Here is a 24,386-nt window from a genome sequence, read left to right as displayed (position 1 = left end):
GATCCGACTAACATCGCTGATCATGAATATAAAGCGCGTCACCCGCTCGCGATCCGGGCGGCTGATCGCGGCGGTCGTGCTCGCCGTCGCGGTCGCGATCCCGCTCGGCATGACCGGCGCCGCCTCGGCCGCGACCACGCTGACCGTGGCGCAGGCGCTCGCCGCGCAGGACGGCCGGACCGCCACCGTGACCGGCTACGTCATCGGCCAGCCCACCGCCACCAACACGGTGCTCACCTCCGGCTTCACCGCCGACACCGCGATCGCCATCGCCGACCAGGCCGGCGAGACCGGCACCTCCCGGATGCTGTACGTGCAGGTCACGGCCGCCTGGCGGAGCACCTTCGGGCTGCTCGGCAACCCGTCGCTGCGCGGGCGGCAGGTGACCGCGACCGGCGCGCTGACCGCGTACTTCAGTCACGGCGGGCTGAAGAACCCGAGCGCGATGAGCCTCGGCGGCGGCGCCACGCCGAGCCCTTCCCCGACCCCGACCCCGGCGCCGACCGGCACGTCCGACGCCTACTACGCGGCCGCGGCCGGCAAGACCGGGCCGGCGCTGCGCACCGCGCTGCACGGCATCATCCGGGTGCAGACGAAGCTCAGCTACGACCAGGTGTGGGACGCGCTCAAGGACACCGACCAGGACCCGGCCAACCCGGCGAACGTGATCCTGCTCTACAGCGGACGCTCGCAGAGCAAGACCAGCAACGGCGGCGGTGCGAACGACTGGAACCGGGAGCACGTCTGGGCCAAGTCGCACGGCGACTTCGGCACCGCCACCGGCCCCGGCACCGACGTGCACCACCTGCGGCCGGAGGACGTGTCGGTCAACTCGCTGCGCGGCAACAAGGACTTCGACGCCGGCGGCGGCGCGGTCGCCGAGGCGCCCGGCTGCTACACAGACGCCGACTCGTTCGAGCCGCGCGACGCGGTGAAGGGCGACGTGGCCCGGATGATCCTGTACATGGCGATCCGGTACGAGGGCGGCGACGGCTGGCCGGACCTGGAACCGAACGACTCGGTGTCGAACGGCTCCGCGCCCCGGCTCGGGCGGCTGTCGAAGCTGCTGGCCTGGAACGACCAGGACCCGCCGGACGCCTTCGAGCAGCGACGCAACCAGCGGATCTACGAACGCTGGCAGGGCAACCGCAATCCGTTCGTCGACCACCCGGAGTGGGCCCGGTCGATCTGGGGTTGACGCTCGTCCCCGATGTGAGGAAGCGTGGCGAGCGGGTAGAGACATCCGGTTGGCACGGCCGGGGCGGGCGGCACGGACGCGCCCCGGCACCGCACGATCGGAGATGAGACTCTTCATGGCCCCCAACAGCGTTCCGGACATCGCGCTCAACGACGGAAACTCCATCCCACAGCTCGGTTTCGGCGTGTTCCAGATCGAACCGAAGGACACCGCCCGGGCGGTCGGCACCGCGCTGGAGATCGGCTACCGGCACATCGACACCGCCCAGATGTACGGCAACGAGGCCGAGGTGGGTCAGGCGCTGCGCGCCTCCGGGCTGGACCGCGGCGAGGTCTTCGTGACCAGCAAGCTGAACAACGGCTTCCACCGCCCGGACGACGCCCGCAAGGCGTTCGAGCAGACGCTGCGGGAACTCAAGTTCGACTACCTCGACCTGTTCCTGATCCACTGGCCGCTGCCCACCCGCTACGACGGCGACTTCGTCTCCACCTGGAAGGTGCTGGAGGAGCTGCGTGACGCGGGCACGGTCCGGTCGATCGGCGTGTCCAACTTCCAGGTCGCGCACCTGGAGCGGCTGGCCGCCGAGGCGGACGTGGTGCCGGCGGTCAACCAGATCGAGGCGCACCCCTACCTCGGCAACGAGGAGGTGCGGGCGTACGACAAGGCGCACGGCATCCTCACCGAGGCGTGGTCGCCGATCGCTCAGGGCGCGGTGCTCGACGACCCGACGGTCGTCGACGTGGCCGAGCAGGTCGGCCGGACCCCGGCCCAGGTGGTGCTGCGCTGGCACGTGCAGCGCGGCGACATCGTCTTCCCGAAGTCGACCACCCCGAAGCGGATCGAGGAGAACTTCGCGATCTTCGACTTCACGCTCGACGACACCGCGATGGAGCGGCTCACCTCGCTGGACCGGGGCGAGGACGGCCGGACGGGCCCGAACCCGGACGAGTTCGACTACATCCCGAGCTGAACCGCCGCACACCGAAGGGCCCCGGGGAACCGGGGCCCTTCGACGTTTGACTTCGCGCGCACTCGAAGGGGCAGGGTGACCGGCAAAGCTCCGACGGGGAGGAAATCCATGCGCTACCGCACCATCGGCACCGACCCTGCGACGCGCCGCAAGGTCAGCGTGCTCAGCCTCGGCGCGATGCTCTTCGGCACCGCCACCGACGAGGCCACCTCGTTCGCCATCCTCGACCGCTACGTGGAGGCCGGCGGCACGTTCATCGACACCTCGGACAACTATGCCTTCTGGCAGAACGGGGGCCAGGGTGGCGAGAGCGAGGAACTGCTCGGCCGCTGGCGGCGCAGCCGCGGGGTCGGCGACGAGGTGGTCATCGCCACGAAGCTCGGTGCCCGGCCACTCGCCCCGGGCACCAGCTACGTGGACAACCCCGAAGGGCTGTCGGCGAAGGTGATCCGCGAGTCCGCCGAACGCAGCCGGGAGCGGCTCGGGCTCGACCGCATCGACCTGCTCTACGCCCACATCGAGGACCACACGGTTGCGCTGCGGGAGACCGTGGAGGGCTTCGCCGAGCTGGTCGCGGAGGGCACCGTCGGGCTGCTGGGCGCCAGCAACCACCGCGCCTGGCGGGTGGAGCGGGCGCGGGCGCTCGCCGCCGCGGCCGGGTTGCCCGGGTACGAGGTGCTCCAGTACCACCGCAGCTACCTGCCCCGGCGTCTCGACGTGCCGAGCGAGCTGGACCGGGACGGGGACGTCGGCTGGGTCGGCCCGGACCTGCTCAGCTATCTGCGGGCCGAGCCGCAGCTCACGCTGGTCGCGTACTCGCCGCTGCTCAAGGGCGCGTACGTCCGGCCGGAACGGCTCGGCGAGGAGTACGCGGTGCCCGCCACCCCGGCCCGGCTGGAGGCGTTGCGGGCGGTGGCCGCCGAGACCGGGGCCACCGTCAACCAGGTGGTGCTGGCCTGGCTGATGGGCGGCGACATCCCGTCGATCCCGCTCGTCGGCTTCTCCTCGGTGGCGCAGCTGGAGGAGAGCCTGGGCGCTGTCGACCTGGAGCTGACCGCCGAGCAGCGGACCCGGCTGGACTCGGCGCGCTGACCGGCGCCGGGCCGGGTGGCTCACACGCCACCCGGCCCGTGCCGATCGACCGGATCGTGTCGCTCAGCCGGCCGGGTACCGGTCGACAGCGACGTCGAGCCGCAGGGTGCCGGTGCCCGGCACTGTCACCTCGGTGGCGTCGGCCGGGCGGGCCGCGCCGTCGTACCAGCCGGCGTAGCTGACGAACGGCGGCGTCCACAGCCACGCCACGGTGACCGGCTGGGGGCCGAGCACGCGCAGCGCGTACTCGCCGTCGCGATCCAGCGTCCAGCCGATGACCTCACGGGTACGCGCGTTGCGCACCGTCAGTTCGGCGACCACCGGGCGGCCCTCCGGATCGACGAGCCGGCCGGTGACCAGGACGCCTCGCCGCACGGCGAGGTCGTAGACGGTGGTGGCGCCGGCCCGGACCGTGACCGGCACGGCCTTGCCCCGCAGGGCGAACCCACCGGACCACTGGGTGGCGTTGTCGGCGGTGGTGAACAGCAGCGGCCAGGCGTACGGGCCGAGCCAGTCGATCCGGTAGCGGCCCTGCGCGTCCAGTTCCACTCCCCAATCCGGGAAGTCGCCCGTCTCAGGCGCGAGCGTCACGGTGCCGGAGGTCGCCGGCCTGCCGGTGGCCGCGCTGGTCACGGTGCCGGTGACGACACCGGCACGGTCGAGCCGGATCGGCGGCACGGTGACCGTCTGCCCGGCCCGGAGGGCGACCACCCGGGCCTGCTTCGCGTCACCGGTGCCGCCGGTCGCGCCGACCCACTGCGCGCCGTACGCCGATCCGCCGGCGGGGCGGGCGAACAGGTTCCAGGAGCCGGCCGCGACCAGGCCGACGCGGACGTTCCCGGAGGCGTCGGAGCAGTACCGTCCCGGGTTGGCGGGCAGCTCGCCGGTACCGGCGGGCGCCGGCGTCACGCAGGCCCCGGCGACTGGTGCGCCGGTCGCCGCGTCGACCACCCGGGAGACCACGTTCGCGGCCGGGGTCAGGACGACCACGGCGGTGCCGCTGCCGTCGGGCAGGACGTTCACCGTGGCGTAGCGGGGCAGGTGGGTGTCATCCCGGGTGTAGACCCACACCTCCTGCGGGCCGGGGATCAGCGGCGGGACGGTCACCCGGGTGTCGCCGCACGGATTGCGCCGGGGGTCGAGGAACACGCACACCCCGTCGACCGCGGCGCCGGTGACCGCGTCGCGCGCCCGCAGGGTCGACCCGCTGGGCGTGACCAGGCGCTCGGAGACCTCCGTCGTGTCCCCCGCGGACACCCGGACCGTTCCGGCCTGCGCCCAGCTGGTGCGGCCCGGCACCCACTGCCGGAGCACCTCGTCGTCCTGGCCGTCGCTGTACACCGGGGTGACGGCGATCTTGTAGTCGCCGGCCGGCACCTCCACGCTGAGCTGCCCGGACTCGTCCAGCGGCAGCAGGTCCTTGTCGTAGCTGCTGTCGGCTGCGGTCACGGCGACGTTGCCGCCGGCCGGGCTGCCGTCGGTCCCGGTGACGGTCAGGTGGAGCACGCCTGCCGGATCCGCCGCCGCACCGGCGGCGGTGGGTGCGGCGGTGACGGCCAGGGCCGCCACGGCGAGTGCGCCGAGCACTCTTCGGACGATGGACACGGTGGACCCCTCTCGGTTTCAATGCGCTCAAGAGGCGTCCGCGTCACCACAACCAGGGCACGCCCCCCGTGCGTCGGATGCCGGCGCAGCATATGGCAGACGATCGATCGCGCACTGTCCGCGACCGGTCATCCGGCGGACTGCTGCGGGAACGGTCATAACCCCGTCTTTCTCCCGTACCGGGCCGCCGTCGGCCGGGAACCGCCACCGCCAGATCGGATCTGGCGGACCGTCTGGCGCCGAAGAGGTGAGGCCGGCACAACACCACAGCTCCCCGGCCTCGTTGAAACAGGCGATCGGTCCGGCGGCACGCCGTACGCCTGTCGAGACACCGACGAGAGAGGTAGCAATCCATGAGTAACCGGAACACCGGCCTGGCCGTCGAGGCCGAGGGCCTGGTCCGGTCCTTCGGTACGACGCGGGCGCTCGACGGGCTGGACCTGCGGGTCCCCGCCGGCACCGTGTACGGGGTGCTGGGCCCCAACGGCGCCGGCAAGACCACAGCCGTACGGGTGCTGGCGACGCTGCTGCGCCCGGACGGCGGCACCGCGCGGGTCTTCGGCCACGACGTGGTGCGCGACGCCGACGCGGTCCGCTCCCGGGTGAGCCTGACCGGCCAGTACGCCTCGCTGGACGAGGACCTGACCGGTGCGGAGAACCTGATTCTGCTGGCGCGGCTGCTCGGGCTGAGCCGGGCCGGCGCCCGGGACCGCGCCGACCAGCTGCTCGCCGCCTTCGGGCTGACCGAGGCCGCCGGGCGGCAGGTGAAGAAGTACTCCGGCGGGATGCGGCGGCGCATCGACATCGCCGCGAGCATCCTCAACACCCCGGATCTGCTGTTCCTGGACGAGCCGACCACCGGGCTGGACCCGCGCAGCCGCAACCAGGTGTGGGCGATCGTGCGGGCGGTGGTGGCGTACGGCACCACTGTGCTGCTGACCACGCAGTACCTGGACGAGGCGGACCAGCTCGCCGGGCGGATCGCGGTGGTCGACCACGGCCGGGTGATCGCGGAGGGCACCCCGGGCGAGTTGAAGTCGTCGGTCGGATCCGGCAGCGTCCACATCCGGCTGCGCGATCCGGGGCAGCGGCCCCAGGCCGAGAAGGTGCTGCGGGCGGCGCTGGGCGTACCGGTGCAGCTCGACACGGACCCGGTGGCGCTGACCGCCCGGGTCGGCGAGGACGGCACCGACCTGGAGGCGAGCGCGCAGGCCGCCCGCGCGCTCGGTGAGCTGGCCGGCGCCGGCATCGTGGTGGACGACTTCTCCCTCGGCCAGCCCAGCCTGGACGAGGTCTTCCTGGCCCTGACCGATCACCCGGCCGTCCCGGCGGACGAGCGGGACGACGAGCTGGAGGCGGCGCGATGAGCGACACCGCTATCACCACCGGGCGCGCGCCGTCCGTCTACGTCCCGTCCGCCGAGGCGCTCGCCACGGTGCTCGCCCCGGCGGAACGGCCGGCCCGGCCGAGTCCGCTCGCCGCGTCGCTGACGTTCGGCTGGCGGGCCCTGCTGAAGATCAAGCACGTGCCGGAGCAGCTGTTCGACGTGACCGCGTTCCCGATCATCATGGTGCTGATGTTCACGTACCTGTTCGGTGGCGCGCTCGCCGACAGCCCGCGTGCGTACCTGCAGTTCTTCCTGCCCGGCATCATGGTCACGAGCGTCGTGATGATCACCATGTACACCGGGGTCGGGCTGAACAACGACATCGAGAAGGGCGTCTTCGACCGGATCCGTACGCTGCCGGTCTGGCGGCCGGCCGCGCTGGTCGGGATGATCTTCGGGGACGTGCTGCGCTACGTGCTCGCCGCGGTGGTCATCCTCTCGGTCGGGCTGGTGCTCGGCTTCCGCCCCGACGGCGGGCTGCTCGGGGTGCTGGCCGGGATCGGGCTGCTCGTGGTCTTCTCGTTCGCGTTCTCCTGGGTGTGGACGTTCTTCGGCCTGGTGCTGCGCAGCGAGAAGTCGGTGATGGGGGTCAGCATGATGGCGCTGTTCCCGCTGACGTTCCTCAGCAACGTGTTCGTGGAACCGTCCACCATGCCCGGTTGGCTGCAGGCGTTCGTCAAGGTCAACCCGATCACCCACCTGGTCGGCGCGGTCCGCGCGGCGATGGCCGGCTCGATGGACGGCCCGAACACGATGTGGTTGCTGCTCTGGAGCGCCGGTTTCGTGGCCGTCTTCGGCACGCTGACCATGTACCGCTACAACCGCCACTGACCGCCCGCCGGGGTGGCGGGACCCGAACCCGCCACCCCGGCGTACGGCAGGTCAGAGCCGCCAGGACACCGGTTCGGGCGGCAGGTAGCGGCAGGCGCCGCCGGTGGTGACGGACTCGCGCAGATGGGCGGCGAGCGCCGGATGCCGCTGGTCGATGCGTCGCAGCGTGTCCCGGATCCGCCCGGTCACCGCCTTGCGTGCCCGTTCGGCCTGGTCACCGAGGCGGCGGCTGCGCCCGGCCAGCCCGGCGGCGGTCCGCAACTGGTCGAGCAGCGCGGCGCGCTCCGCGTCCAGCGCGGACAGCCGCCGCTCGTCGTGGCGTACGGCGGCCCGGTCGATCTCGTCGTCGAGCCGCCGCAGATGCCGGCGGTAGCGGGCCTTCGCCTCGTCGTCCAGCACCGGGTCGGCGCCGAGGCGGCGGGCCGCGACAAGTTCCGGGCCGGCCGCCGGGTCGAGCAGCTCGACGGCGGGCACGTCGGTGCCGGGCCTGCTCAACAGCAGCCGCAGGTCGTGCAGCCCTTTGGCGTCGGGTAGGTGCACCACCACACCGCCGTACCCGAGGCGCCACACCGGCCCGTCCGGGCGGAACTCCGGCGGAGCGGACACCGCCGGGCGAACAGCGGCCAGCGGAGAAACCGCCACCGCCGGGGCATCCGTCCGGGCGGCAGCCAGCCGGCCGGGCACCTGTCTCATGCCCAGCGCCCGCGCCTCGGCCGCCGTCGCGGCGCGCAGCCGCCGCGCCTCGGCCGCGTCGCCCGGCCCGTCGCGGCCGGTCAGCGCGGCCACCAGCCCGGCCCGGGCCAGCACCGACCACGGGCGGCCGCCCAGCCGGTCGGCGGCGTCCCGGGCCGCCGTGTAACCGGCGACCGCGTCGTCCCACCGGCCGTCGGCCGCGTCCACCGCGGCCAGCCACAGGTCGACCGGGCCGGCGATGTCGCAGCCGAACAGCGCGGCCATCCACCGTCCCCGGTGCGGCGCCAGCGCCGCCCGCGTCTCGGCGCACCGGCCCGGGTCGCCGTCCACTGCCGCCGCCTGGGCCCGCAGCCGCAGCCACAGCGGCGACACCGACCGGGGGTACGTGGCGCCGGCGGCCTCGATCCCGGCGGTGAGTCCCAGTACGGCGGCCGGGTCGCCGCGTTCGGCGGCGGTGATCGCCCGGAGCAGCTCGGCCTGCGGGTGGCCGGCGCCCACCTTGTCGAGCAGGGCCTCGGCCTCGGCGACGCGGCCGTAGAGAAGCAGCACCGACCAGCGGATGTGGTGCGTCATGAAGGCGTGGTCGGAGTGTTCCGGCTCGGGGTGGCTCTCCACCTCGGCGAAGCACTCCTCGGCGGTGGCGAGGTCGCCCCGGAACGCGGCGATGATGCCGCTGTCCATGGTGGCCGCCATCCGCTGCCGGGGGACCTCGCCCTGCCGGGCGCCGGCCACGAACGAGGCCAGTTCCCGGCGGTATCCCGGGTCGCCCAGTTCCAGCAGCGCGACCCAGCGCAGCGCGGTGGCCCACAGCTCGGTCTCCCGGTCGCCGCCGCGACGGGCCACCTCCCGGATCTCGGCGGTCACCTGGGCTCGCTCCTCGGCGGTCCCGAGCCCCCAGGTGGTGTCGTGGCGGGCCCACAGGCTGAACGTGAGCGCCTCGTCGTCGCTGCCGTGCCTCGCGAGCGTCTCGGTGGCGGTGATCAGGTCGGTGACCAGGCTGCGCACGGACCGCTGCGGATCCGGCTCGCCGATCAACCGCCGGTACGCCTCGCGGACCAGGTCGTCGGCGTCGAGCCGGCGGCGGGTGGCCGAGTGCCGCCGGTGCGCGGTGAGCGCCACCCGGGTCAGCACGCCGGGGTCGTCGGCCTGCCGGGCCAGCGCGGCGGCCTCGGTCAGCAGCCGCTCGACCTCCTCGGCCGGGCCGATGTGGTGCAGCAGCCCGGCCAGTTCCAGCAGCAGCCGGACCCGCGGGACGGGCTCACCGGGAAGATCGAGCGCCCGCCGGTAGTGCCGGACCGACTCGTCCACGGCGAGCCGGCCGGCCGCGTCCCGCGCGGCTGTGACCAGCAGCTCACCGGCGCGTACCGGGTCCAGCTCGGCGCCGGCCAGCCACGCGTGCCGGGCCAGGTGGGCGGGGCTGAGCGCGCCGGCGAGCGCGCCGGACCTGTCCACGGCGCGGACGACGCCCGCGTGCCGGGCCCGCCGCGCGTCCGCGGCGAGCCCGTCGTAGAGCGTCTCGCGGACCAGGTCGTGCACGAAGACGAACCGCCCGCCGCCCCGGGGCAGCACCAGCCGGGCCGCGGCGGCGCGGCCGAGCATGCGGTCGACCTGGGCGACCGGAGCGGGTACGCAGGCCGCCACCGTCCCCCTGTCGAACTCGTGGCCGAGCACCGCGGCGACGGTGAGCGCCTCGACGACCGGGGCGGTCAACTGGGCGAGCCGGCGGCGCACCACCTCCCGGACGCCGGGCGCGATGGTGTCGGTCAGGCCGTCGGTGTGCCAGAGCCGGGCGGTCTGCTCGACGAAGAACGGGTTCCCGCCGGTGCGCCGGTGCACCTCGGCGACCAGATCGGCGCCCGGCTCGCGGCCGGCGGTGCGGGTCATCAGGGCGGCCACGTCGTCCCGGCCGAGGCCGGTGAGCGTGACCGTGGTGGCCTTCGCGCTCAGCGGCACCAGCAACGGGCGCAGCGGATGCTCGCCGGACTCGACCTCGGCGTCCCGATAGGTGCCGACGAACAGCAGCCGCTCGAACCAGGTGTGCCGGGTGACGAACTGGAGCAGCCGGACCGACGCCGGGTCGGCCCAGTGCAGGTCGTCGAGGACCACCACGACCGGCCGGTGCTGCGCGACGGCGACGAGCGCCGCGGTCACCGCGTCGTGCCTGTCGAACTCGGCCCGGCCGCCGTCCCCCGCCTCGTCGCCGTCGTCCCCCGCTTCGTCGCCCTCTCCGGCGGGGCGCTCGCCGAGCAGCGCGGCCAGCCCGGCGTCGACCGCTTCGCGGGCGCCGGACGGGTCGTCGGCGAAGCGGGCCAGCCGGCGCAGCACCTGGACCCAGGGCCAGTAGTCGGGGGCGGTGTCGGAGTCCCAGCATGCGGCGCCGAGCACGAGCGCGCCGCTTCGGCGGGCCTCGTCGGCGGCGGCCGAGACCAGTGTGGTCTTGCCGATGCCCGGCTCGCCGGTGACCAGGGCGAGGCCGCCGTGGCCCGCGGTCAGCCGGGCCACCTCGGCGCGCAACAGCGCCGCGGGGTGTTCCCGCCCGATGATCTGCTCGCCGAACCGCGGCTCCATGACCTCCCGACGCTAGTCGAGGGGTCCGACAAGACGACAGCGATCAGGTCCGCGCGTCGGTCACCACGTGCGCGCACGCCGGGCACGCCGACGGCCCCTGCTCGGCGAACCACCTGCAGGTACGCCGGATGGCGCACTTCGGCAGCGCCTCCTCGGCGGGCGGGGCGGTCTCGGCGTACGAGGCGGCCATCCGCGCGCCCAGCCCGCAGTGCGAGCCGGTCCAGAAGCCGCAGGACGAGGTGACGCACGGACCGGCGAGCCGGACCCGTGCCTCGACCGGCTCGTCGGAGTCGCCGAGCCCGGCGAGCGCCACCTCGGCCGGTACGGCCGGGGTCACGTAGGCCACCCGGCCCGCCGGAGTGATCATGCCCAGGAACACCGTGGCGTTCGACGCCGGGGTGCTCGGGCACATCCGCTCCGGCGCGCCGGCCGGCCGGGCGGCGTCGGTCACCGCTGGATCCAGAACCCGATGTCGTTGATCTTCTGCCCGAGGTCCTGGGCGAACGGGCCGTCGATGACCCAGAGCCCGTACCACTCGGGGCGCAGCTTGATGTTGCCGTGGCCGACGGTCAGCGGGTTGGTCAGTTTCGCGTCGGCGGTACGCAGGGCGGCCAGGCCGGCCTTCTGGATCTCCGCGGCGATCAGCGTCTGCTGCTCGGCGCTCAGGTCGACACCGTCGACCACGAAGCGGAACTCGTTGCGGGCCATGTGCTTCCTCCGGTCACTCGTACGATTCGGTGCCCAGCCCGCGACGCAGGCTGGTTCGGGTGAAGGCCGCCCAGCCGGCGTGCGAGGCGGCGTCGGTGCGTTGTCCGGCGCGGGCGAGCACCCGGGCGGCGTGTTCCGCCCAGCGGCCGGTGGTGGCCGCGGCGTCGCCCCACAGTTCGCGGCAGGCCGCGACCGCGAAGGCGACCTGCTCCGGCGCGCCGGTGAACCCGGCCGGTCCGTCGGCGACCCGGATCGTGCCGTCCGGCCGGACCCGCACGTCCGGGAAGTGGTGGTGCAGGCTGGCCAGCGTGGCCAGGTGGGTGGCGTCGCGCCGGCCGGCGGCGAACCCGGCGTGCAGCTCGTCGTCGCGGCGGTGCCGGATCGCGTGCAGCACCAGCGCGTCGCCGGCCGGCTCGACCCGGGCGACCACGTGCACCGGCGTACTCCAGGCCGGCGGCGAGTTCGCCGACCAGAAGGCGAGCCAGGCGGCGAGCCGGGCGTGGAAGTCGGTCTGGACGCCGACCGCGGGCGCGGAGCCGTCGGGCGCGCGCAGCGCGGCGGTGGCGATGCGGTCCCGGGCGATCAGCGGTGTCGCGGGACGGGCGGGAGCCGCCGCGGCGGCGGCTCCGGTGGAGGCGACGGCCAGGCCGGTCACTGTGACCGCCGAGGCTGCCGCCGCGCCGGCGAGCAGTCGCCGGCGGTCGAGCGGGTGTCCGTTGTCGTTCATCGTCGGCCCTTCGTCGACGGCAGTGGCCCGACGTTATCGACCGGAAGCGATCAGAAAAACACCCCGCGTGACGGGAGGTTGACAGGAAAACCGGGGATTCCCGGCGGCGTGAACGACCATTCCTGTGCTGGTGGGCGATCAGGCGCGCAGCAGTCCGGCGACGGCCCGCTGGGCGTCCACGAGCGCGGTCGGCGGCAGGTCGAGCGTCCAGAGCGCGGCGGCCAGGTAGTCCAGGACGCGCCAGCGCTGCTCCTCGCTCAACGGCGGTCGCCGCGCGCCGCCGAGGACCGGCCCGCCATCCGGGCCGGCGCCGCCGGGGCTGCGCCACACGCCGCCGAGCGCCGCGTTCAGCCGGTCGGTGAGCAGCGCCGCGAGCCGGCGGCGGTCGACCCCGATCAGGTACGGGGCCAGTTCCGCGTCCGCCGCGATCAGCCGCAGCCAGCGGTGCACCGCCTCGCGTACGGCGACCGGGCCGAGCCGGTCGCGCGGCTCGCGGGGACAGGTCACCAGCTCCGTGGTCCGCACGACAAGGGGTACGGATGATCGAGCCCGGTCAGTTCACCGCCACGCTTGATATCGATGGATACCTATCTATAGGCTGGCGGCGTTCCGCTCACCCCCCATCCCAAGGAGTGTGAACCATGCGTAAGCCCAAGCTGTCCCGGATCCTCGCCACCCTCGCGGCCGCGACGCTGGCAGCGCTCGGCGCGGTAGCCGTCAACCCGGCTCCGGCCTCCGCCGCCGTCCGCAACGTCTGCTACAACATCAGCCAGGCCGGCCCGTTCGCCAACACGGCGGTGCAGGCGGCGGCGATCTGGAACAACTACACGAACAACATCAACATGGCCCAGTGCGGGTCCAACCTGCGGATCACCTACACCTACGGCGGCGGCTCGTACGCCCAGCGCACCAGCCTCGGCAACGGCCGCGTGGTGATCGACTACAACCAGGCCCAGCAGTACTCGGCACTGCGCATCATGACGCACGAGATCGGCCACATCCTCGGCCTGCCGGACAACTACAACGGCAACTGCGCCATCCTGATGTCCGGCGGCAGCGCCGGCACGAGCTGCACCAACCCGTACCCCAGCTCCGCCGAGGCCTCCCGGGTCGACTCGCTGTTCGGCTTCGCGGCCCGCAGCGCGACGCCCGCCCAGGTCTTCACCGGCAGCTGGCCGGCCGCCGCGACGGTGGGCGCCCAGCGCTGACGACGCAGTGACGACGGGGTCGGCGGGTCACCGCCGGCCCCGTCCGCGCGTCCGGCCCTTCCCCGGCGCGCCGGCCGCCGTCCGGCCCGGCCGCCCGCCCGCCGACCTGCCGGCGCTCCCGGCCGGCGGCTTGTCCTGCTTGCGGCCACCCGCGCGATCGGCGCCCCGCCCGGACGCGGCGTCGTCGGCCAGAGCCGCCGCGCGGCGGTTCAGCTCCTCGACCCGCTCCCGGAGCCGGCGCAACGCCCCGGCGTCGTCGTCCACCTCGGACACCTCGTCGAGCAGGCCGACGTAGTCGGCGGCCAGCCGCCGGTGCGCCGGCGCGGCCGGACCGGCGTACCCGTCCAGGTCGATGATCTGCTGGGCGAGCACAGCGGTGGCGGCGCCGAGCGCGGCCCGTTCGTCGGCGCGCGCGTCCCGCCCGGCCCGGCGCGCGTCGGCCAGGCGACCGGCCCGACGACCGCCGAACCAGAGCACCGCCGCGCCGGCCACCACGCCGGTCACCGCGCCACCGGCCAGCAGGTACCGGGGCAGCGACGGGCTGATGGTACGAGCGCCGTCCGGCACCAGACCGGCCCGGACCAGCCGGTCGTAGTTGAGCACGATCACCTTCAGCGCCTCGACCGGCCGGTCCACGAACGCGTCGGCGCCCCGGCCGATGGTGGTCTCGGCGACCACGGCCCGGCCGAGGTCCTTGGCGCCGTCGCCACCGAGCCGGGAGCAGCCGTAGGTGTCCCAGTCCTCGCCGTCGCGGCTCATCGCCAGCACCAGCGTGCCCTGGGCGGCGCGCTTCGTGTCGGCGCACGCCTCGCGCAGGTCGGCGCCCGGCTCCATGATCAGCACCACCAGCCGCCGGTTGCCGATGACCCGCTCGGCGGCGGCCCGGTCCAGGTCCACCCCGGGAGCGGCGTAGACCGACGAGACGCGCACCTGCCGCGCGACCGGCCCGTCCAGGATGCCGCCGGACCACAGCGCCCAGCCGGCCAGCGCCAGGCAGGCGAGCGTCGCCCGGCCGAAGGCGGTGCCGACCAGGCGGCCGAGCAGCCGGCGCGGACCGGTCGCCGCCGCGCCGCGCCGGGCGGGCACCCGCGCGGGCCGGGTCGCGACGCCGCTCACGACAGCCTCGCCCGCAGGTAGACGTCCGGCCGGTAGCCGGGCATCCGCACGTCCCGGGCCACGTCGTCCAGCTCGGCCGCCGCGTCGGCCAGCAACTCGCGTACGTGCCGGTCGGGCAACCCCTCGCCCAGCGCGTCCCGGGCCGCCCGCAACCGGCCCACGCCCCGCACCAGCGCCGGGTCGGTGCGGGCGTCGGTGAGCAGCGACAGCTCCACCGCCAGCGCGGAGAGCCCGGCCAGCCGGGCCGGCGTACCGCCCGGACCGACGTCGGCCGGACGGCGACCGCTGCCCCGCACGGTACGGATCGACAGCGCCACGAAACCGGCCACGCAGGCGGCGAAGATCCAGGGCAACGCCGGCAGCGCCACCCGCAGCGGATCGAACGGGCGGTACGGCAGCGGACGGTCGAACAGCCCCGCGTACCGCACGTCGGTCACCTGGCCAAGGTACGTGGCGAGCACGTTCTGCTGCGGGTAGGCGTACCGGCCGAGCCGGCTGCCGAACTGGGCGTAGAAGCTCGCGCCGGCCACCTCGGCGAACTCCGCCGCACTCGGACCGTGGTACTCGATCCAGTCGCCGTACATCACCAGGAGCGGCTGATCCGGGGCGAGCCGGTGCAGCGCCGGCCCGTACGCGGGCAGCGGCTCCCCGTACGGCTGCGCGGGCAGCACCACGAACCAGGCCCCGTCCGGGAACGCGCTGCTCGCCGCCTTCTCCGGCAGCTTGGTCAGCGTGGCGCCGGGGCCCACGTACCGGCCGGTGGCACGCAACGCGGCCACCATCGGTGCCAGCTCCGGACCGGTCGGTTCCCGCCAGCGCAGGTCGTCGCGGTCGGGCGGGGTCGGCTGGTCGTGCAGTGTGGCCAGCAGCGTGAGCAGCGGGCTGGTCACGTCACGGGTGGCGAACCGGGCCCGCCAGCCCGGCAGGTCGTCCGGCGAAGCCACGTAGAGCCCGCCGCTGACCTCGGTGCCGACGATCCGGATCTCGGCGTTCTCCACGTCCTTGACCCGGCGGCGTTCCGCCTCGTCCAGACCGGGCGGGGCGACCAGGATCCGGGTGCCCCGGTCACCGATGGCCGCCCGTACCCGCTGCTCGTCCCAGCGCGCGACCGCCCCGGGCAGCCGCACCACGGGTTCGGCCGCGACCAGCGCCGTCATCTCCTCGACCGACGGCACGCTCGCGTCGCTCAGCTCCCCGGCCGACCCCTCCTGCGGCAGCGCGCCCGCCGACGGGGACCGCCCGTAGCTGACCTCCACGCTCTGCCGTTGCGCCCCCAGGAACACCACGAGCACGGCCGCCGCGGCGGCCAGCAGCGACCAGCGCACCAGATCCCGGCGTACCGGCAGCTTCGGCGCGGTCACCGGCCGGCCCGCCACAGCTCGTCGGCCCGGCGGGCGTGCTCGGCCGCGGCCCGGGCCGCGTCGGCGCCGCCCCGGGCGGCGGCGAGCATCTCGGCCCGGGCCAGCAGCCGCTCCGCCTCCGGCACCGCCGTCGGGGACGCGTCCCGGCTCACGGTGGCGTCGTGGATCGCCGCCCGCGCCGAGGACCAGGCGACGCGCCGGCCCTGCGCGCGGGCGCGGCGCCGGGGCAGCAACGCGGCGAGGAACCCGGCCGCCAGGGCCACCACGCCCCCACCCAGCCAGGGCAGCACACTCGCGGTCATGATCCCTTCCTAACGCACCGCCGCCAGCGGCGCGCGGCGAGGTACGCCTACGACGACGAATAGCCCTCGTTGAACCCCTCGATGAACCCGCCCGCGAACCCGGACGCGACACAGCCGGCACAGCAGAGGATCACCAGCAGCGCCGGCACCGCCACCCACAGGACGATCGCCCACCTGTTCGTCGGCTGCTCCGGCTGCGGCGCGTACGCCTGCGGCGGGTACTGCGGGTACTGCGGCGGCGGGTACTGCTGCTGGTACGGATCCGGCTGGTACGGATCCTGCTGATACGGGTCGTGAGGGTACATCCGGCCATCGTGCCCACCGCCCTCCACCGCCCGGAAGATCCGTTCGGTTCGCCGGACATGCCACGACGGCCCGTCGTCACGCCCGGTGCGCGTCCAGGTGGGTGAGCACCGTCTGGTTGGCCTCCCAGCCGTCCGGGAACTTCACCGGCACGTCCAGGTGCACCCGCTCGGTCGACGGGTACGCGTCGAGCAGCTCACCGATCCCGGCCCGGGCCACCACCACGCAGGCGTGCCGGTGCCGCGACGCCAGCACGCACAGCCGCCCCGACTCCAGGTGGAACGCGGTCGCGTCCCGCCGGCCGGAGAGTGGGTGCAGCACTATCGTCACGTCGTACTCCCGGCCCTGGAGCCGGTTGGCGGTGTCCACGGTGATGCCCGCCCCGGCCGTGCCCAGCCGGGACCGGATGGCCGCGACCTGGTCGCGGTGCGCGGCCCCGACGGCGATCCGGTCCGCGGTGACCGGCGCGCCGCCCGGCGCTGCTTCGCTCACCGCGACCGCGCCGCGCGCCAGCACCCGCAACGCCAGCTCCGCGCAGGCCGCGGCGGCTTCGGCATCGGTACGCACGGTGTGCCGGGCCGGCAGCTCGTGCAACGCCCAGCCGGTCGCGGCGGCCACCTCCACCGAGGCGTCGTAGGCGTCCCCCGGACCGGGCTCGGTGAACGTCAGCACCCGGTCGGCCGGACCGGTGCCGGCGCGGAACCCGGTGAACGGGTAGAACGCGGCGGACACCACCGGGGCGGCCGAGTCGGGCAGCCGCCACGACACCGGCAGCCGGTGCACCGGGAGCTCCGGGTTGTGCCGCAGCAGCGTGGCCACCGCCGACTGCATCGGATCCCAGGTCAGTCCGGTCCAGCGGAACGTCTCCACAGTGGAGAACGGATCGAGCTGCCCGGGATCGCCGACGAACAGCGCCCGCTCGAACCGCCCCGCCACGCGCAGCAGCGCGTCCGCGCGCATCTGGTACGCCTCGTCCACGATCGCCCACGGCCAGCTCCCCTCGGTGACGGTGGCCCACTTGGCCGCCGTACCGATGGTGACCGCCGGGCCGCCCAGGTCGGCGACCTTCGCCGCGACCCGGACCGCCGGATGGCCGGTGACCCGCCCGGTGGGCCGGTAGTCGGTGGCGGAGAGCCGCCCGACGCGCAGCTCCGGGGCCTTACGGCCGAGCCGGTCGATGAGGTCGTCGACCTGCTCGTTGGTCTGCGCCACGATCATCAGCGGGTCGCCGGTGGCGGCGATCTCGACCGCGGCGCGGACCACGAGGGTGGACTTCCCGGCACCGGGAGGCGAGTCCACGACGACGCCGCGGTGCGCCCCCTCCCGGAGGTCCCGCAGCACCCGTTGGATCACCTGCTCCGCTTCGTGCAAGGAAGGGCCCCCTTTTAACGTCTCCGGTAGAGGCGGGGCCCCTTCTTAACACGCGCCGGGTAAGACTGCGGGCATGAGTCAAGCGCCGGTGCTCTACCTCATCGTCTGCGCCGCTCCCCCGGCCCAGCGGATCGGCATAACCCGCCGACCTGATTACTGAGGGCCGGCGTGTGTGTTCACCCGATCCCGGCGTGCTGACTCGACTGCCACGCGCTCGCCGTCCGGCTGGCGACTGCCTCAACGAACTGATCTGCCGGGTTCAACGACACGCCAGCCGACTGCACCCGCCGACAGGACCCGAGGAAAGCTCCGTTCCGTGACCCCACGCAGCAACTTTCCGGCCTACTTCTTCTCTGCTCGGCCCGGTTGGCCGACCTGAGTTGATACCACCGATCGTCGCGACAGTGAGCAGGACACGCCCTGCTCACCTTCCGACAACGCGCAGTACTCGGGTAACGTGACGCCACCTGCGCGCAGAAACTACGCATTACTTGCGGAGCAAGCTACTGCAGTTTCTCGACCAACGACGAAGCGAGGAGCCTCAGATGTCGGCACCCAAGCGCCAAGCGGTAGTACTGCTCAGCGGCGGTCTGGACTCCGCCACGGCCCTCGCTGTGGCCGTCAAGGAGGGCTTCGAGACTAACGCCCTGAGCTTCCGCTACGGCCAACGGCATACGGTAGAACTCGATGCCGCTGCTCGGGTCGCTAAGGCACTGGGGGCGACACGGCACGTCGTTGCGGACATCGATCTTAGGTTGTTTGGCGGCTCCGCCCTGACCGACGAAGCCCTCGCCGTGCCCCACCATGAGAGCGCCGAGGAGATCGGGAGCGAGATTCCCATCACCTACGTGCCCGCGCGGAACACCATCTTTCTGTCGTTCGCGCTTGCCTGGGCCGAGACCTTGAGGGCGTCCGATGTCTTCATCGGCGTGAGCGCTCTCGACTACAGTGGCTACCCGGACTGCCGACCTGAATACATCGAGGCATACGAGCGGATGGCAAACCTCGCCACCAAGGCCGGAGTCGAGGGCACTCAGCGCATGAAGATCCATACGCCCCTCATCAACCTCACGAAGGCAGACACGATCCGGCTAGGCCTCAGCCTTGGCGTTGATTACTCCCTCACCCACAGTTGCTACGACCCGATTGAAGGACACCCTTGTGGCACCTGCGACTCCTGCCTACTCCGCACTAGAGGCTTCGCTGAACTCGGCATGTCAGACCCCGCGGTCGGCAGAGCGGCATGAGACCCGCGTACCGCATTAAAGAAATCTTCTACACGCTCCAAGGCGAAGGTACGCATGCTGGGCGACCCGCTGTCTTCTGTCGATTCACGAGTTGCAACCTCTGGACCGGACGCGAGGCCGACCGACACCGCGCCATATGCCAGTTCTGCGACACAGACTTTGTAGGCACTGATGGGCCAGGAGGGGGTCGCTTCCAGTCAGCCCAGGACCTGGCGGCAGCGGTGGCGAAGGCGTGGGCCGGTGCAGCCCACCCGAGGAGCAGACCATACGTTGTCTGCACTGGCGGAGAGCCGCTACTGCAACTCGATGCCGCCGCTGTCGACGCCCTTCATGACGAAGGCTTCGAGGTGGCTATCGAGACGAACGGGACTCGGCCCGCACCCGCTGGCATCGATTGGATCTGCGTCAGCCCGAAGGCCGGCAGCGAGCTGGTTCTCACCGAGGGTCATGATCTTAAGCTTGTCTACCCCCAACCGGGGGCAGAGCCTGAACGATTCGAAGATCTGAACTTCGCTAACTTTCTCCTTCAGCCGATGGATGGGCCCGACCAAGCAGCGAACACCCGGACCGCCATCAGTTATTGCCTCGCCCATCCTCAATGGTCGTTGAGCCTGCAGACACACAAGTACATCGGGATTGCTTGATGGAAATCTTCCGTGAGTTCACCTTCGAAGCTGCTCACCGCTTGCCGCGCGTGCCCGAGGGGCACAAGTGCGCTCGCCTCCATGGGCACTCCTATCGCGTTGAGGTACACGTACGCGGCGAGGTCGGAGCGTCGACCGGATGGGTGATGGACTTTGGCGACATCAAGGCAGCATTCCGGCCCCTCCTGGACCAACTGGACCACTACTACCTAAACGAGGTGCCGGGCCTCGACAACCCGACCAGCGAAGTGCTGGCGCAATGGATCTGGGCGAGACTTGTCGATCAGTTGCCGCTGTCGGCCATCATGGTCAGGGAGACCTGCACCTCGGGCGCTGTCTACCGAGGCGATGCCTCGTGACGGAGGCGATGGCCGACGAAAGTTCGCCGGGCGTCCCTGCAGACAGCAACAGCCCGTCGCAGGCGCCAGTTCGCGTTCATATCGTCGTCACCTGCGCAAATCGCAAGAACCTGGCAGTGCCTGCGGCGCTGCGGGTCAGGGCGCTTTCGAACTACGCACCTAGGCAGAAGCTCGCAGAGTGGACCCGACGACTGTCCGAACCTAGCCAGTCTTCCACTGCCGCAACGTCGCTCTATGCTGGCGAGCACTGGGCCATAGCACGTCAGCTGGTCAACCCGAGAAGCGTGGAGACGCAACTCTGGATCTGCTCCGCGGGGTACGGACTGATCCCCGCCACCGCGCAGCTTCGCCCCTACGCCGCGACCTTCGCGTTGCGCGAAGCAGACTCGGTCGGACAAGGTTCGACCGAGAACCGCGACTGGTGGCGGGGACTAAGCGAGTGGGTTGGCCCGGAGCCCGGTACGCCCCGATCGTTCTACCACCTGGCCCGAATGAATCCCGACGACACGATCATCGCCGTCCTATCGGATACCTACCTTCGGGCGTGCAGTGATGACCTACTGAGGGCGGCGGGGCGGCTAGGCGACCCGCAACGGCTGACAATCGTTGGGCCGGCTCAGTCGGACCCCGACTTGGACGAGCTCGTCGTCGGCGTGACCGCTCGCATGAGACCGGCAGTCGGCGGCAGTCTGCTCGCCCTTAACGTGCGCGTTGCGCAGCACCTCCTCGGCCGAGTCACCGCGGAGCATCGCACCCACCGCCGCTCGTACTTCCGGGCGTTGGCCCACGAACTGGCAGCCGCCGCGCCCCCGCCGCCGCCTCCGATTCACCGTGAGCGCATGACCGACGACGAGGTTAAGGCCTTCATCCGGCCACTGGCGGAGGCCGGGCCAACCTCGGCAACGCGCCTGCTCAGACAACTACGGAACTCCGGCAAGTCATGTGAGCAGGCACGTTTTAAGCAACTGTTCGATGAGATCTCGCTGGAAGTGCACTGCTGATGGCGCCCTCACATGACTCGAAGAACATCGCACGTCGTGCGCTGCGAATCGCTCAGCCGGGCACTCCAGCGCTCTACCTCTTCGCACTGCAGGCAGAAGAGGTACTCCAAATCGCAGATATCTCCCGCGTCAGCCGAGACGATGCCGGGAAGTTGATCGGCTACCAACGCCCGCAGGTACGGAAGCACATACAAGAGATCGTCGAGTACCTCGACACCGAGGCCGCCGTCTTTCCCAACCCCATCATCTTGGCCCTCTCGTCCAGCGTCCGGTTTCAGTCGAGCAGAGGGCCAGGTGCCGCAGATGGACTCGCGACCTCCGGGCTACTTAGCATCCCCCTGCCGCAATCCGGCAAGCCGAAGCCCGCATGGATCGTCGACGGACAGCAGCGAGCCCTGGCGCTGTCCCGTACCCAACGGCAGCAGTTTCCTGTACCAGTCACGGCGTTCGTAGCGGACAGCGTAGGTTTCCAGCGCGACCAGTTCCTACGTATCAACAACACGCGTCCACTGCCGCGTGGCCTGGTGACCGAACTCCTGCCGGAGGTCGACAGCCCGCTACCACCGCGACTCGCAATCCGGAAGGCACCCTCGGCGCTGTGCGACGTCCTGAATGCCGACAAGGCATCGCCGTTCTACGGGCTGATTAAGCGGGCGTCGACCAACCGGCAGCAGGCACCGAACGCTGTTATCACAGACACCGTCGTTGTCGAGATGATCCAAGAGAGCCTCACCTCACCGGCCGGTTGCCTCTTCCCCTACCGCGACGTCACGCGCAACGAGACAGACTTCGACGGGATCCTCCAGGCGCTCTGCACATATTGGTCAGTAGTGCGTGACACGTTCCCCGAGGCATGGGGCAAGCCGCCAACCAAGAGCCGCCTCATGCATGGGGCCGGCATACGAGCTATGGGACGGCTGATGGACCGCGTGCTGGGCACGGTTGATCCACGCCTCCCCGAAGCACCCGAGTTGATCAGCAAACACCTCGCCGTGATCGCGCCGCATTGCCAATGGACGGGAGGAAGGTGGGACGAACTCAACCTTCGCTGGAACGAGATTGAGAACGTGTCCCGCCATGTACAGGAATTGTCCAATTATCTCATCCGCGTCTACCTGAACGAACGGGCGGGAATTCGATGAAATTCTTCTTCCCCGACAGCCAGGACCAGGTAGACCCCACCTTCGACTTCCTAACAGAGGAACGCGACCCGTTCCGAGTGCGCCAACGCGATGACCTGTACGCCCACGAAGTGCTGAAGCCACCGCCGTTCAACGGCCTCTTGGTCTCCAAGGCAATCGTAGATGGGACTGTCGGCACCAGCACCGGCAAGTACACCCTGCCCCAGCGCCACAGGCTTTACCGGCAAGGGGCGCGTGAGTTCTTCCGCCTCGATAATGGCAGCGCGCCGTTAAAGATCATGGGTGACTGCGGAGCTTTCTCGTACGTTGGCGAGGATTATCCTCCCTACACTGTCGAAGAGGTTGTCAGCTTTTACGAGGGGTGCGGGTTCAACTACGGCATCTCCGTCGACCACGTCATCTTTCAGTACGAGCCGAAGGTCCTTCGTACCGACGAGGCAGCCAAGGAGTGGGTCCGACGGCAACAGATCACCCTCGATCTCGCGGCAGAATTCTGGCAACGTTGTTCAGCCAGCGACGTTCACTTCACGCCCCTTGGAGTGACTCAGGGTTGGAGCCCGGAGTCATATGCCGATGCAGTGGTGGAGTTGCAACGGATCGGGTACCGACGGATCGCGGTCGGGGGCATGGTGCCGCTGAAGACGAAGGAAATCCTCGCTTGCCTCCGCGCCATCGACGATGTACGCCTGCCCGACACCCAGTTGCACCTCCTAGGCATCAGCCGCGTCGACGAAATTCCAACCTTCGCTGGCCACGGCGTAACGAGCTTCGACAGCACGTCGCCCTTCCGTCAGGCATTCAAAGACGACCGGGACAACTACTACGCGCTCGATCGGACTTTCGTGGCGCTTCGCGTCCCTCAAGTCGACGGGAACGCGAAGCTCAAAGCGCGGATTCGCTCCGGTGAGATCAGCCAACGGCAGGCCATGCTGCTCGAGCGCGCCGCGCTAGCCCGCCTTCGCGAGTTCGATAGGGGAGAAATCCCCGTTGAGGCCGCGCTGGAGGCACTGGACGCCTACAGCGCGGTATGGGACGGCAAGGCAAACAGAAGTAGTCAGTACCGAGACACACTTGAGAACCGGCCGTGGCAGGAATGTGATTGCTCGATCTGCAAGAAGGTGGGTATCGAGACAGTCATCTTCCGTGGGGCGGAGCGCAACAAGCGCCGCGGTTTTCACAACCTACACGTATTTGGGCAGCGACTACGCCGGCACCTTGGAGACGACGATCATGATTAAGCAGGGAGACGAGAGCACCATGGCCGCGACCTCTGGGATCGTCCTACACCTTCCGGCGCTCGAAATCAGCCAGGGGCCAGACCGGCGCCTGTACACGTTTGCGGTGGACGGCAAGCAAGTCCCGTCCTTCGCCGCTGTCTCGCGCGTTAGGCGAGACAGCCAGCAGCAGCTGCACGGCTACCAACGGCCCGAGGTCCTGGCCCACGTGGCGGCGATTCGCCGCTACGTGGAGTCTGATGACAGCCCACTACTGCCGAACGCAATCGTCGTGGCCTTCGACGACCGGGTTCGCTTCATCCCTTCTGCAGAGCACAGCGACGGGCCTGGCTACGTTCGGATGGGGACCCTAGTCGTACCCGTGAGTGAGGACTGGGAGGACGCCGACAAGCCTGGCTTCATCGTGGATGGTCAGCAGCGTTGCGCGGCCATTCGGGATGCGGCGGTCTCGGCGTTCCCAATCTGCGTCACCGCCTTCATCACCGCCGACCAGGCCGACCACCGATCGCAGTTCATCCTCGTCAACTCCACCAAGCCCCTCCCTAAGGGCCTAATCCATGAGCTGCTTCCGACGGCGTCTGGCCCACTGCCGAACCAACTGCGCGTACGGCAACTCCCCGCGACGGTCCTTGAGCGACTGAACTTCGAAGAGCGTTCGCCGCTACGTCACATGATCCAGACGCCAACCAATCCCACGGGCGTCATCAAGGACAACTCCATGCTGCGCATGCTCGAGAACAGCATCTCGGATGGGGTCCTGTACCGGTTCCGCGGAAGCGACGGGGCACTGCCCAACATTGGACTGATGGTGACCGTACTGAGCGACTTCTGGACAGCCGTGCGGGAGGTATTCGGTGAGGATGCCTGGGGCAAACCCCCTCGCAAGTCGCGCCTGATGCACGGAGCCGGGATCATCAGCATGGGCTATCTGATGGACGCCATCGCCGACACAAACGGCAGCGGCGAGGACGTGCCGGACACTCAGGGATTCGCTGCCGGGCTGAAGACCGTAAAGGACTACTGCCGCTGGACCGAGGGCACGTGGGATCTGGGCGATGGGATTCCGCGCCGCTGGAACGATGTTCAAAACACCCCTCGGGATATTCAACGAATCACCGACTTCCTGGTTTCCACATATTATTCCAAGCAGGGACGGCGGCACGACCGGTCAAGCCGGCTCTTTTAGCCGCACCTCCCGTCGAGACCAAGGTCCAGGAGTCTAGCGCCGGACTGGCTGCGACCAGCCGCTGAAATTTGCCGGTTGTCCTTGGCCCTACTACTGGGCAGGGCCAAGGACAAGCATTGCCCGGCGGAATGC

General features: G+C 71.1%; 24 protein-coding genes. 13 read left to right on the top strand and 11 right to left on the bottom strand.

Annotated elements, in window-relative coordinates:
* Positions 1-22 precede the first annotated feature (22 nt).
* The 3 genes from PVK74_RS26820 (at position 23) to PVK74_RS26810 (ending at position 3,260) form a co-directional block, all read left to right on the top strand.
* Entirely contained in the window at positions 23-1,198 is a 1,176-nt protein-coding gene (locus PVK74_RS26820; RefSeq protein WP_274477503.1) for an endonuclease, read from the top strand.
* A 115-nt stretch (positions 1,199-1,313) separates the two neighbouring features.
* Entirely contained in the window at positions 1,314-2,168 is an 855-nt protein-coding gene (locus PVK74_RS26815; protein ID WP_043330601.1) for an aldo/keto reductase, read from the top strand.
* A gap of 108 nt (positions 2,169-2,276) precedes the next feature.
* Positions 2,277-3,260 carry an aldo/keto reductase gene (locus PVK74_RS26810; protein WP_166455619.1) on the top strand — a complete coding sequence of 328 codons (984 nt, stop codon included), beginning with the start codon at positions 2,277-2,279 and terminating at the stop codon, positions 3,258-3,260.
* A gap of 63 nt (positions 3,261-3,323) precedes the next feature.
* Here the strand turns inward: PVK74_RS26810 and PVK74_RS26805 are convergent, their stop codons facing one another.
* On the bottom strand, positions 3,324-4,847 hold the full coding sequence (locus PVK74_RS26805) for an MSCRAMM family protein (RefSeq protein WP_274477502.1): 1,524 nt from the start codon (positions 4,845-4,847) through the stop codon (positions 3,324-3,326).
* 371 nt (positions 4,848-5,218) lie between these two features.
* Between PVK74_RS26805 and PVK74_RS26800 the strand changes: the two genes are divergently transcribed.
* Both PVK74_RS26800 and PVK74_RS26795 read left to right on the top strand, forming a co-directional pair.
* A complete protein-coding gene (locus PVK74_RS26800) occupies positions 5,219-6,232 on the top strand; it encodes an ATP-binding cassette domain-containing protein (protein ID WP_064446900.1) in 1,014 nt (337 codons plus the stop codon).
* Positions 6,229-7,083, top strand: a complete 855-nt coding sequence (locus PVK74_RS26795) for an ABC transporter permease (RefSeq protein WP_064446899.1) — start codon at positions 6,229-6,231, stop codon at positions 7,081-7,083. Before PVK74_RS26800 ends, PVK74_RS26795 begins: the two co-directional genes overlap by 4 nt.
* Before the next feature lie 51 nt (positions 7,084-7,134).
* Here PVK74_RS26795 and PVK74_RS26790 read toward each other — a convergent pair whose 3' ends face one another.
* The 5 genes from PVK74_RS26790 to PVK74_RS26770 all read right to left on the bottom strand — a co-directional run bounded on the left by PVK74_RS26790 (position 7,135) and on the right by PVK74_RS26770 (position 12,304).
* Complete coding sequence (locus PVK74_RS26790; protein ID WP_274477501.1) at positions 7,135-10,344, bottom strand: ATP-binding protein; 3,210 nt, start codon at positions 10,342-10,344, stop codon at positions 7,135-7,137.
* A gap of 43 nt (positions 10,345-10,387) precedes the next feature.
* Positions 10,388-10,795 (bottom strand): hypothetical protein, encoded by a 408-nt coding sequence (locus PVK74_RS26785; RefSeq protein ID WP_030501892.1) that lies wholly within the window; start codon positions 10,793-10,795, stop codon positions 10,388-10,390.
* The gene (locus PVK74_RS26780; RefSeq protein WP_030501893.1) at positions 10,792-11,052 is read right to left on the bottom strand and encodes a hypothetical protein; all 261 of its coding nucleotides are present in this window, start codon (positions 11,050-11,052) and stop codon (positions 10,792-10,794) included. The genes PVK74_RS26785 and PVK74_RS26780 overlap by 4 nt, the downstream gene beginning before the upstream one ends.
* A gap of 13 nt (positions 11,053-11,065) precedes the next feature.
* Complete coding sequence (locus PVK74_RS26775; RefSeq protein WP_113971921.1) at positions 11,066-11,779, bottom strand: hypothetical protein; 714 nt, start codon at positions 11,777-11,779, stop codon at positions 11,066-11,068.
* A gap of 138 nt (positions 11,780-11,917) precedes the next feature.
* Entirely contained in the window at positions 11,918-12,304 is a 387-nt protein-coding gene (locus PVK74_RS26770) for a globin family protein (RefSeq protein WP_274477500.1), read from the bottom strand.
* Between the two features lie 116 nt (positions 12,305-12,420).
* Between PVK74_RS26770 and PVK74_RS26765 the strand changes: the two genes are divergently transcribed.
* Positions 12,421-12,987: a snapalysin family zinc-dependent metalloprotease gene (locus tag PVK74_RS26765; RefSeq protein WP_064446896.1), complete on the top strand. Its 567-nt coding sequence runs from the start codon at positions 12,421-12,423 to the stop codon at positions 12,985-12,987.
* Between the two features lie 27 nt (positions 12,988-13,014).
* On the opposite strand, the gene PVK74_RS26760 is transcribed toward PVK74_RS26765, so the two are convergent.
* The 5 genes from PVK74_RS26760 to PVK74_RS26740 all read right to left on the bottom strand — a co-directional run bounded on the left by PVK74_RS26760 (position 13,015) and on the right by PVK74_RS26740 (position 17,440).
* On the bottom strand, positions 13,015-14,103 hold the full coding sequence (locus PVK74_RS26760) for a hypothetical protein (RefSeq protein ID WP_069087546.1): 1,089 nt from the start codon (positions 14,101-14,103) through the stop codon (positions 13,015-13,017).
* Positions 14,100-15,464 (bottom strand): hypothetical protein, encoded by a 1,365-nt coding sequence (locus PVK74_RS26755; RefSeq protein WP_274477499.1) that lies wholly within the window; start codon positions 15,462-15,464, stop codon positions 14,100-14,102. The genes PVK74_RS26760 and PVK74_RS26755 overlap by 4 nt, the downstream gene beginning before the upstream one ends.
* A complete protein-coding gene (locus PVK74_RS26750) occupies positions 15,461-15,766 on the bottom strand; it encodes a DUF6403 family protein (RefSeq protein ID WP_043326275.1) in 306 nt (101 codons plus the stop codon). Before PVK74_RS26750 ends, PVK74_RS26755 begins: the two co-directional genes overlap by 4 nt.
* Before the next feature lie 47 nt (positions 15,767-15,813).
* The gene (locus tag PVK74_RS26745; RefSeq protein ID WP_209960204.1) at positions 15,814-16,071 is read right to left on the bottom strand and encodes a hypothetical protein; all 258 of its coding nucleotides are present in this window, start codon (positions 16,069-16,071) and stop codon (positions 15,814-15,816) included.
* 76 nt (positions 16,072-16,147) lie between these two features.
* Positions 16,148-17,440: an AAA family ATPase gene (locus PVK74_RS26740; RefSeq protein ID WP_043326280.1), complete on the bottom strand. Its 1,293-nt coding sequence runs from the start codon at positions 17,438-17,440 to the stop codon at positions 16,148-16,150.
* A 545-nt stretch (positions 17,441-17,985) separates the two neighbouring features.
* Between PVK74_RS26740 and queC the strand changes: the two genes are divergently transcribed.
* From queC to dbpB (PVK74_RS26705), 7 genes are read left to right on the top strand one after another with little or no spacing between them, the layout of a single operon-like run.
* Positions 17,986-18,687, top strand: a complete 702-nt coding sequence (gene queC, locus PVK74_RS26735) for a 7-cyano-7-deazaguanine synthase QueC (protein WP_210869975.1) — start codon at positions 17,986-17,988, stop codon at positions 18,685-18,687.
* On the top strand, positions 18,684-19,331 hold the full coding sequence (gene queE, locus PVK74_RS26730; protein ID WP_210869973.1) for a 7-carboxy-7-deazaguanine synthase: 648 nt from the start codon (positions 18,684-18,686) through the stop codon (positions 19,329-19,331). The genes queC and queE overlap by 4 nt, the downstream gene beginning before the upstream one ends.
* The gene (gene queD / locus PVK74_RS26725; protein ID WP_210869971.1) at positions 19,331-19,690 is read left to right on the top strand and encodes a 6-carboxytetrahydropterin synthase QueD; all 360 of its coding nucleotides are present in this window, start codon (positions 19,331-19,333) and stop codon (positions 19,688-19,690) included. Before queE ends, queD begins: the two co-directional genes overlap by 1 nt.
* The gene (locus PVK74_RS26720) at positions 19,687-20,691 is read left to right on the top strand and encodes a hypothetical protein (RefSeq protein ID WP_274477498.1); all 1,005 of its coding nucleotides are present in this window, start codon (positions 19,687-19,689) and stop codon (positions 20,689-20,691) included. The genes queD and PVK74_RS26720 overlap by 4 nt, the downstream gene beginning before the upstream one ends.
* Complete coding sequence (gene dbpB / locus PVK74_RS26715; RefSeq protein ID WP_274477497.1) at positions 20,691-21,833, top strand: DGQHR domain-containing protein DpdB; 1,143 nt, start codon at positions 20,691-20,693, stop codon at positions 21,831-21,833. The genes PVK74_RS26720 and dbpB (PVK74_RS26715) overlap by 1 nt, the downstream gene beginning before the upstream one ends.
* A complete protein-coding gene (gene dpdA, locus PVK74_RS26710) occupies positions 21,830-23,071 on the top strand; it encodes a tRNA-guanine transglycosylase DpdA (protein WP_210869967.1) in 1,242 nt (413 codons plus the stop codon). Before dbpB (PVK74_RS26715) ends, dpdA begins: the two co-directional genes overlap by 4 nt.
* A complete protein-coding gene (gene dbpB, locus PVK74_RS26705; RefSeq protein ID WP_247660004.1) occupies positions 23,049-24,254 on the top strand; it encodes a DGQHR domain-containing protein DpdB in 1,206 nt (401 codons plus the stop codon). The genes dpdA and dbpB (PVK74_RS26705) overlap by 23 nt, the downstream gene beginning before the upstream one ends.
* The last annotated feature ends 132 nt before the right edge of the window (positions 24,255-24,386 follow it).

Origin of the sequence: Micromonospora chalcea (assembly GCF_028768405.1) — a bacterium.
Taxonomy (GTDB): Bacteria; Actinomycetota; Actinomycetes; order Mycobacteriales; family Micromonosporaceae; genus Micromonospora; species Micromonospora chalcea.
The sequence above is the reverse complement of the archived record's forward strand: the minus strand, read 5'-3'. Positions and strand labels throughout refer to the sequence as shown.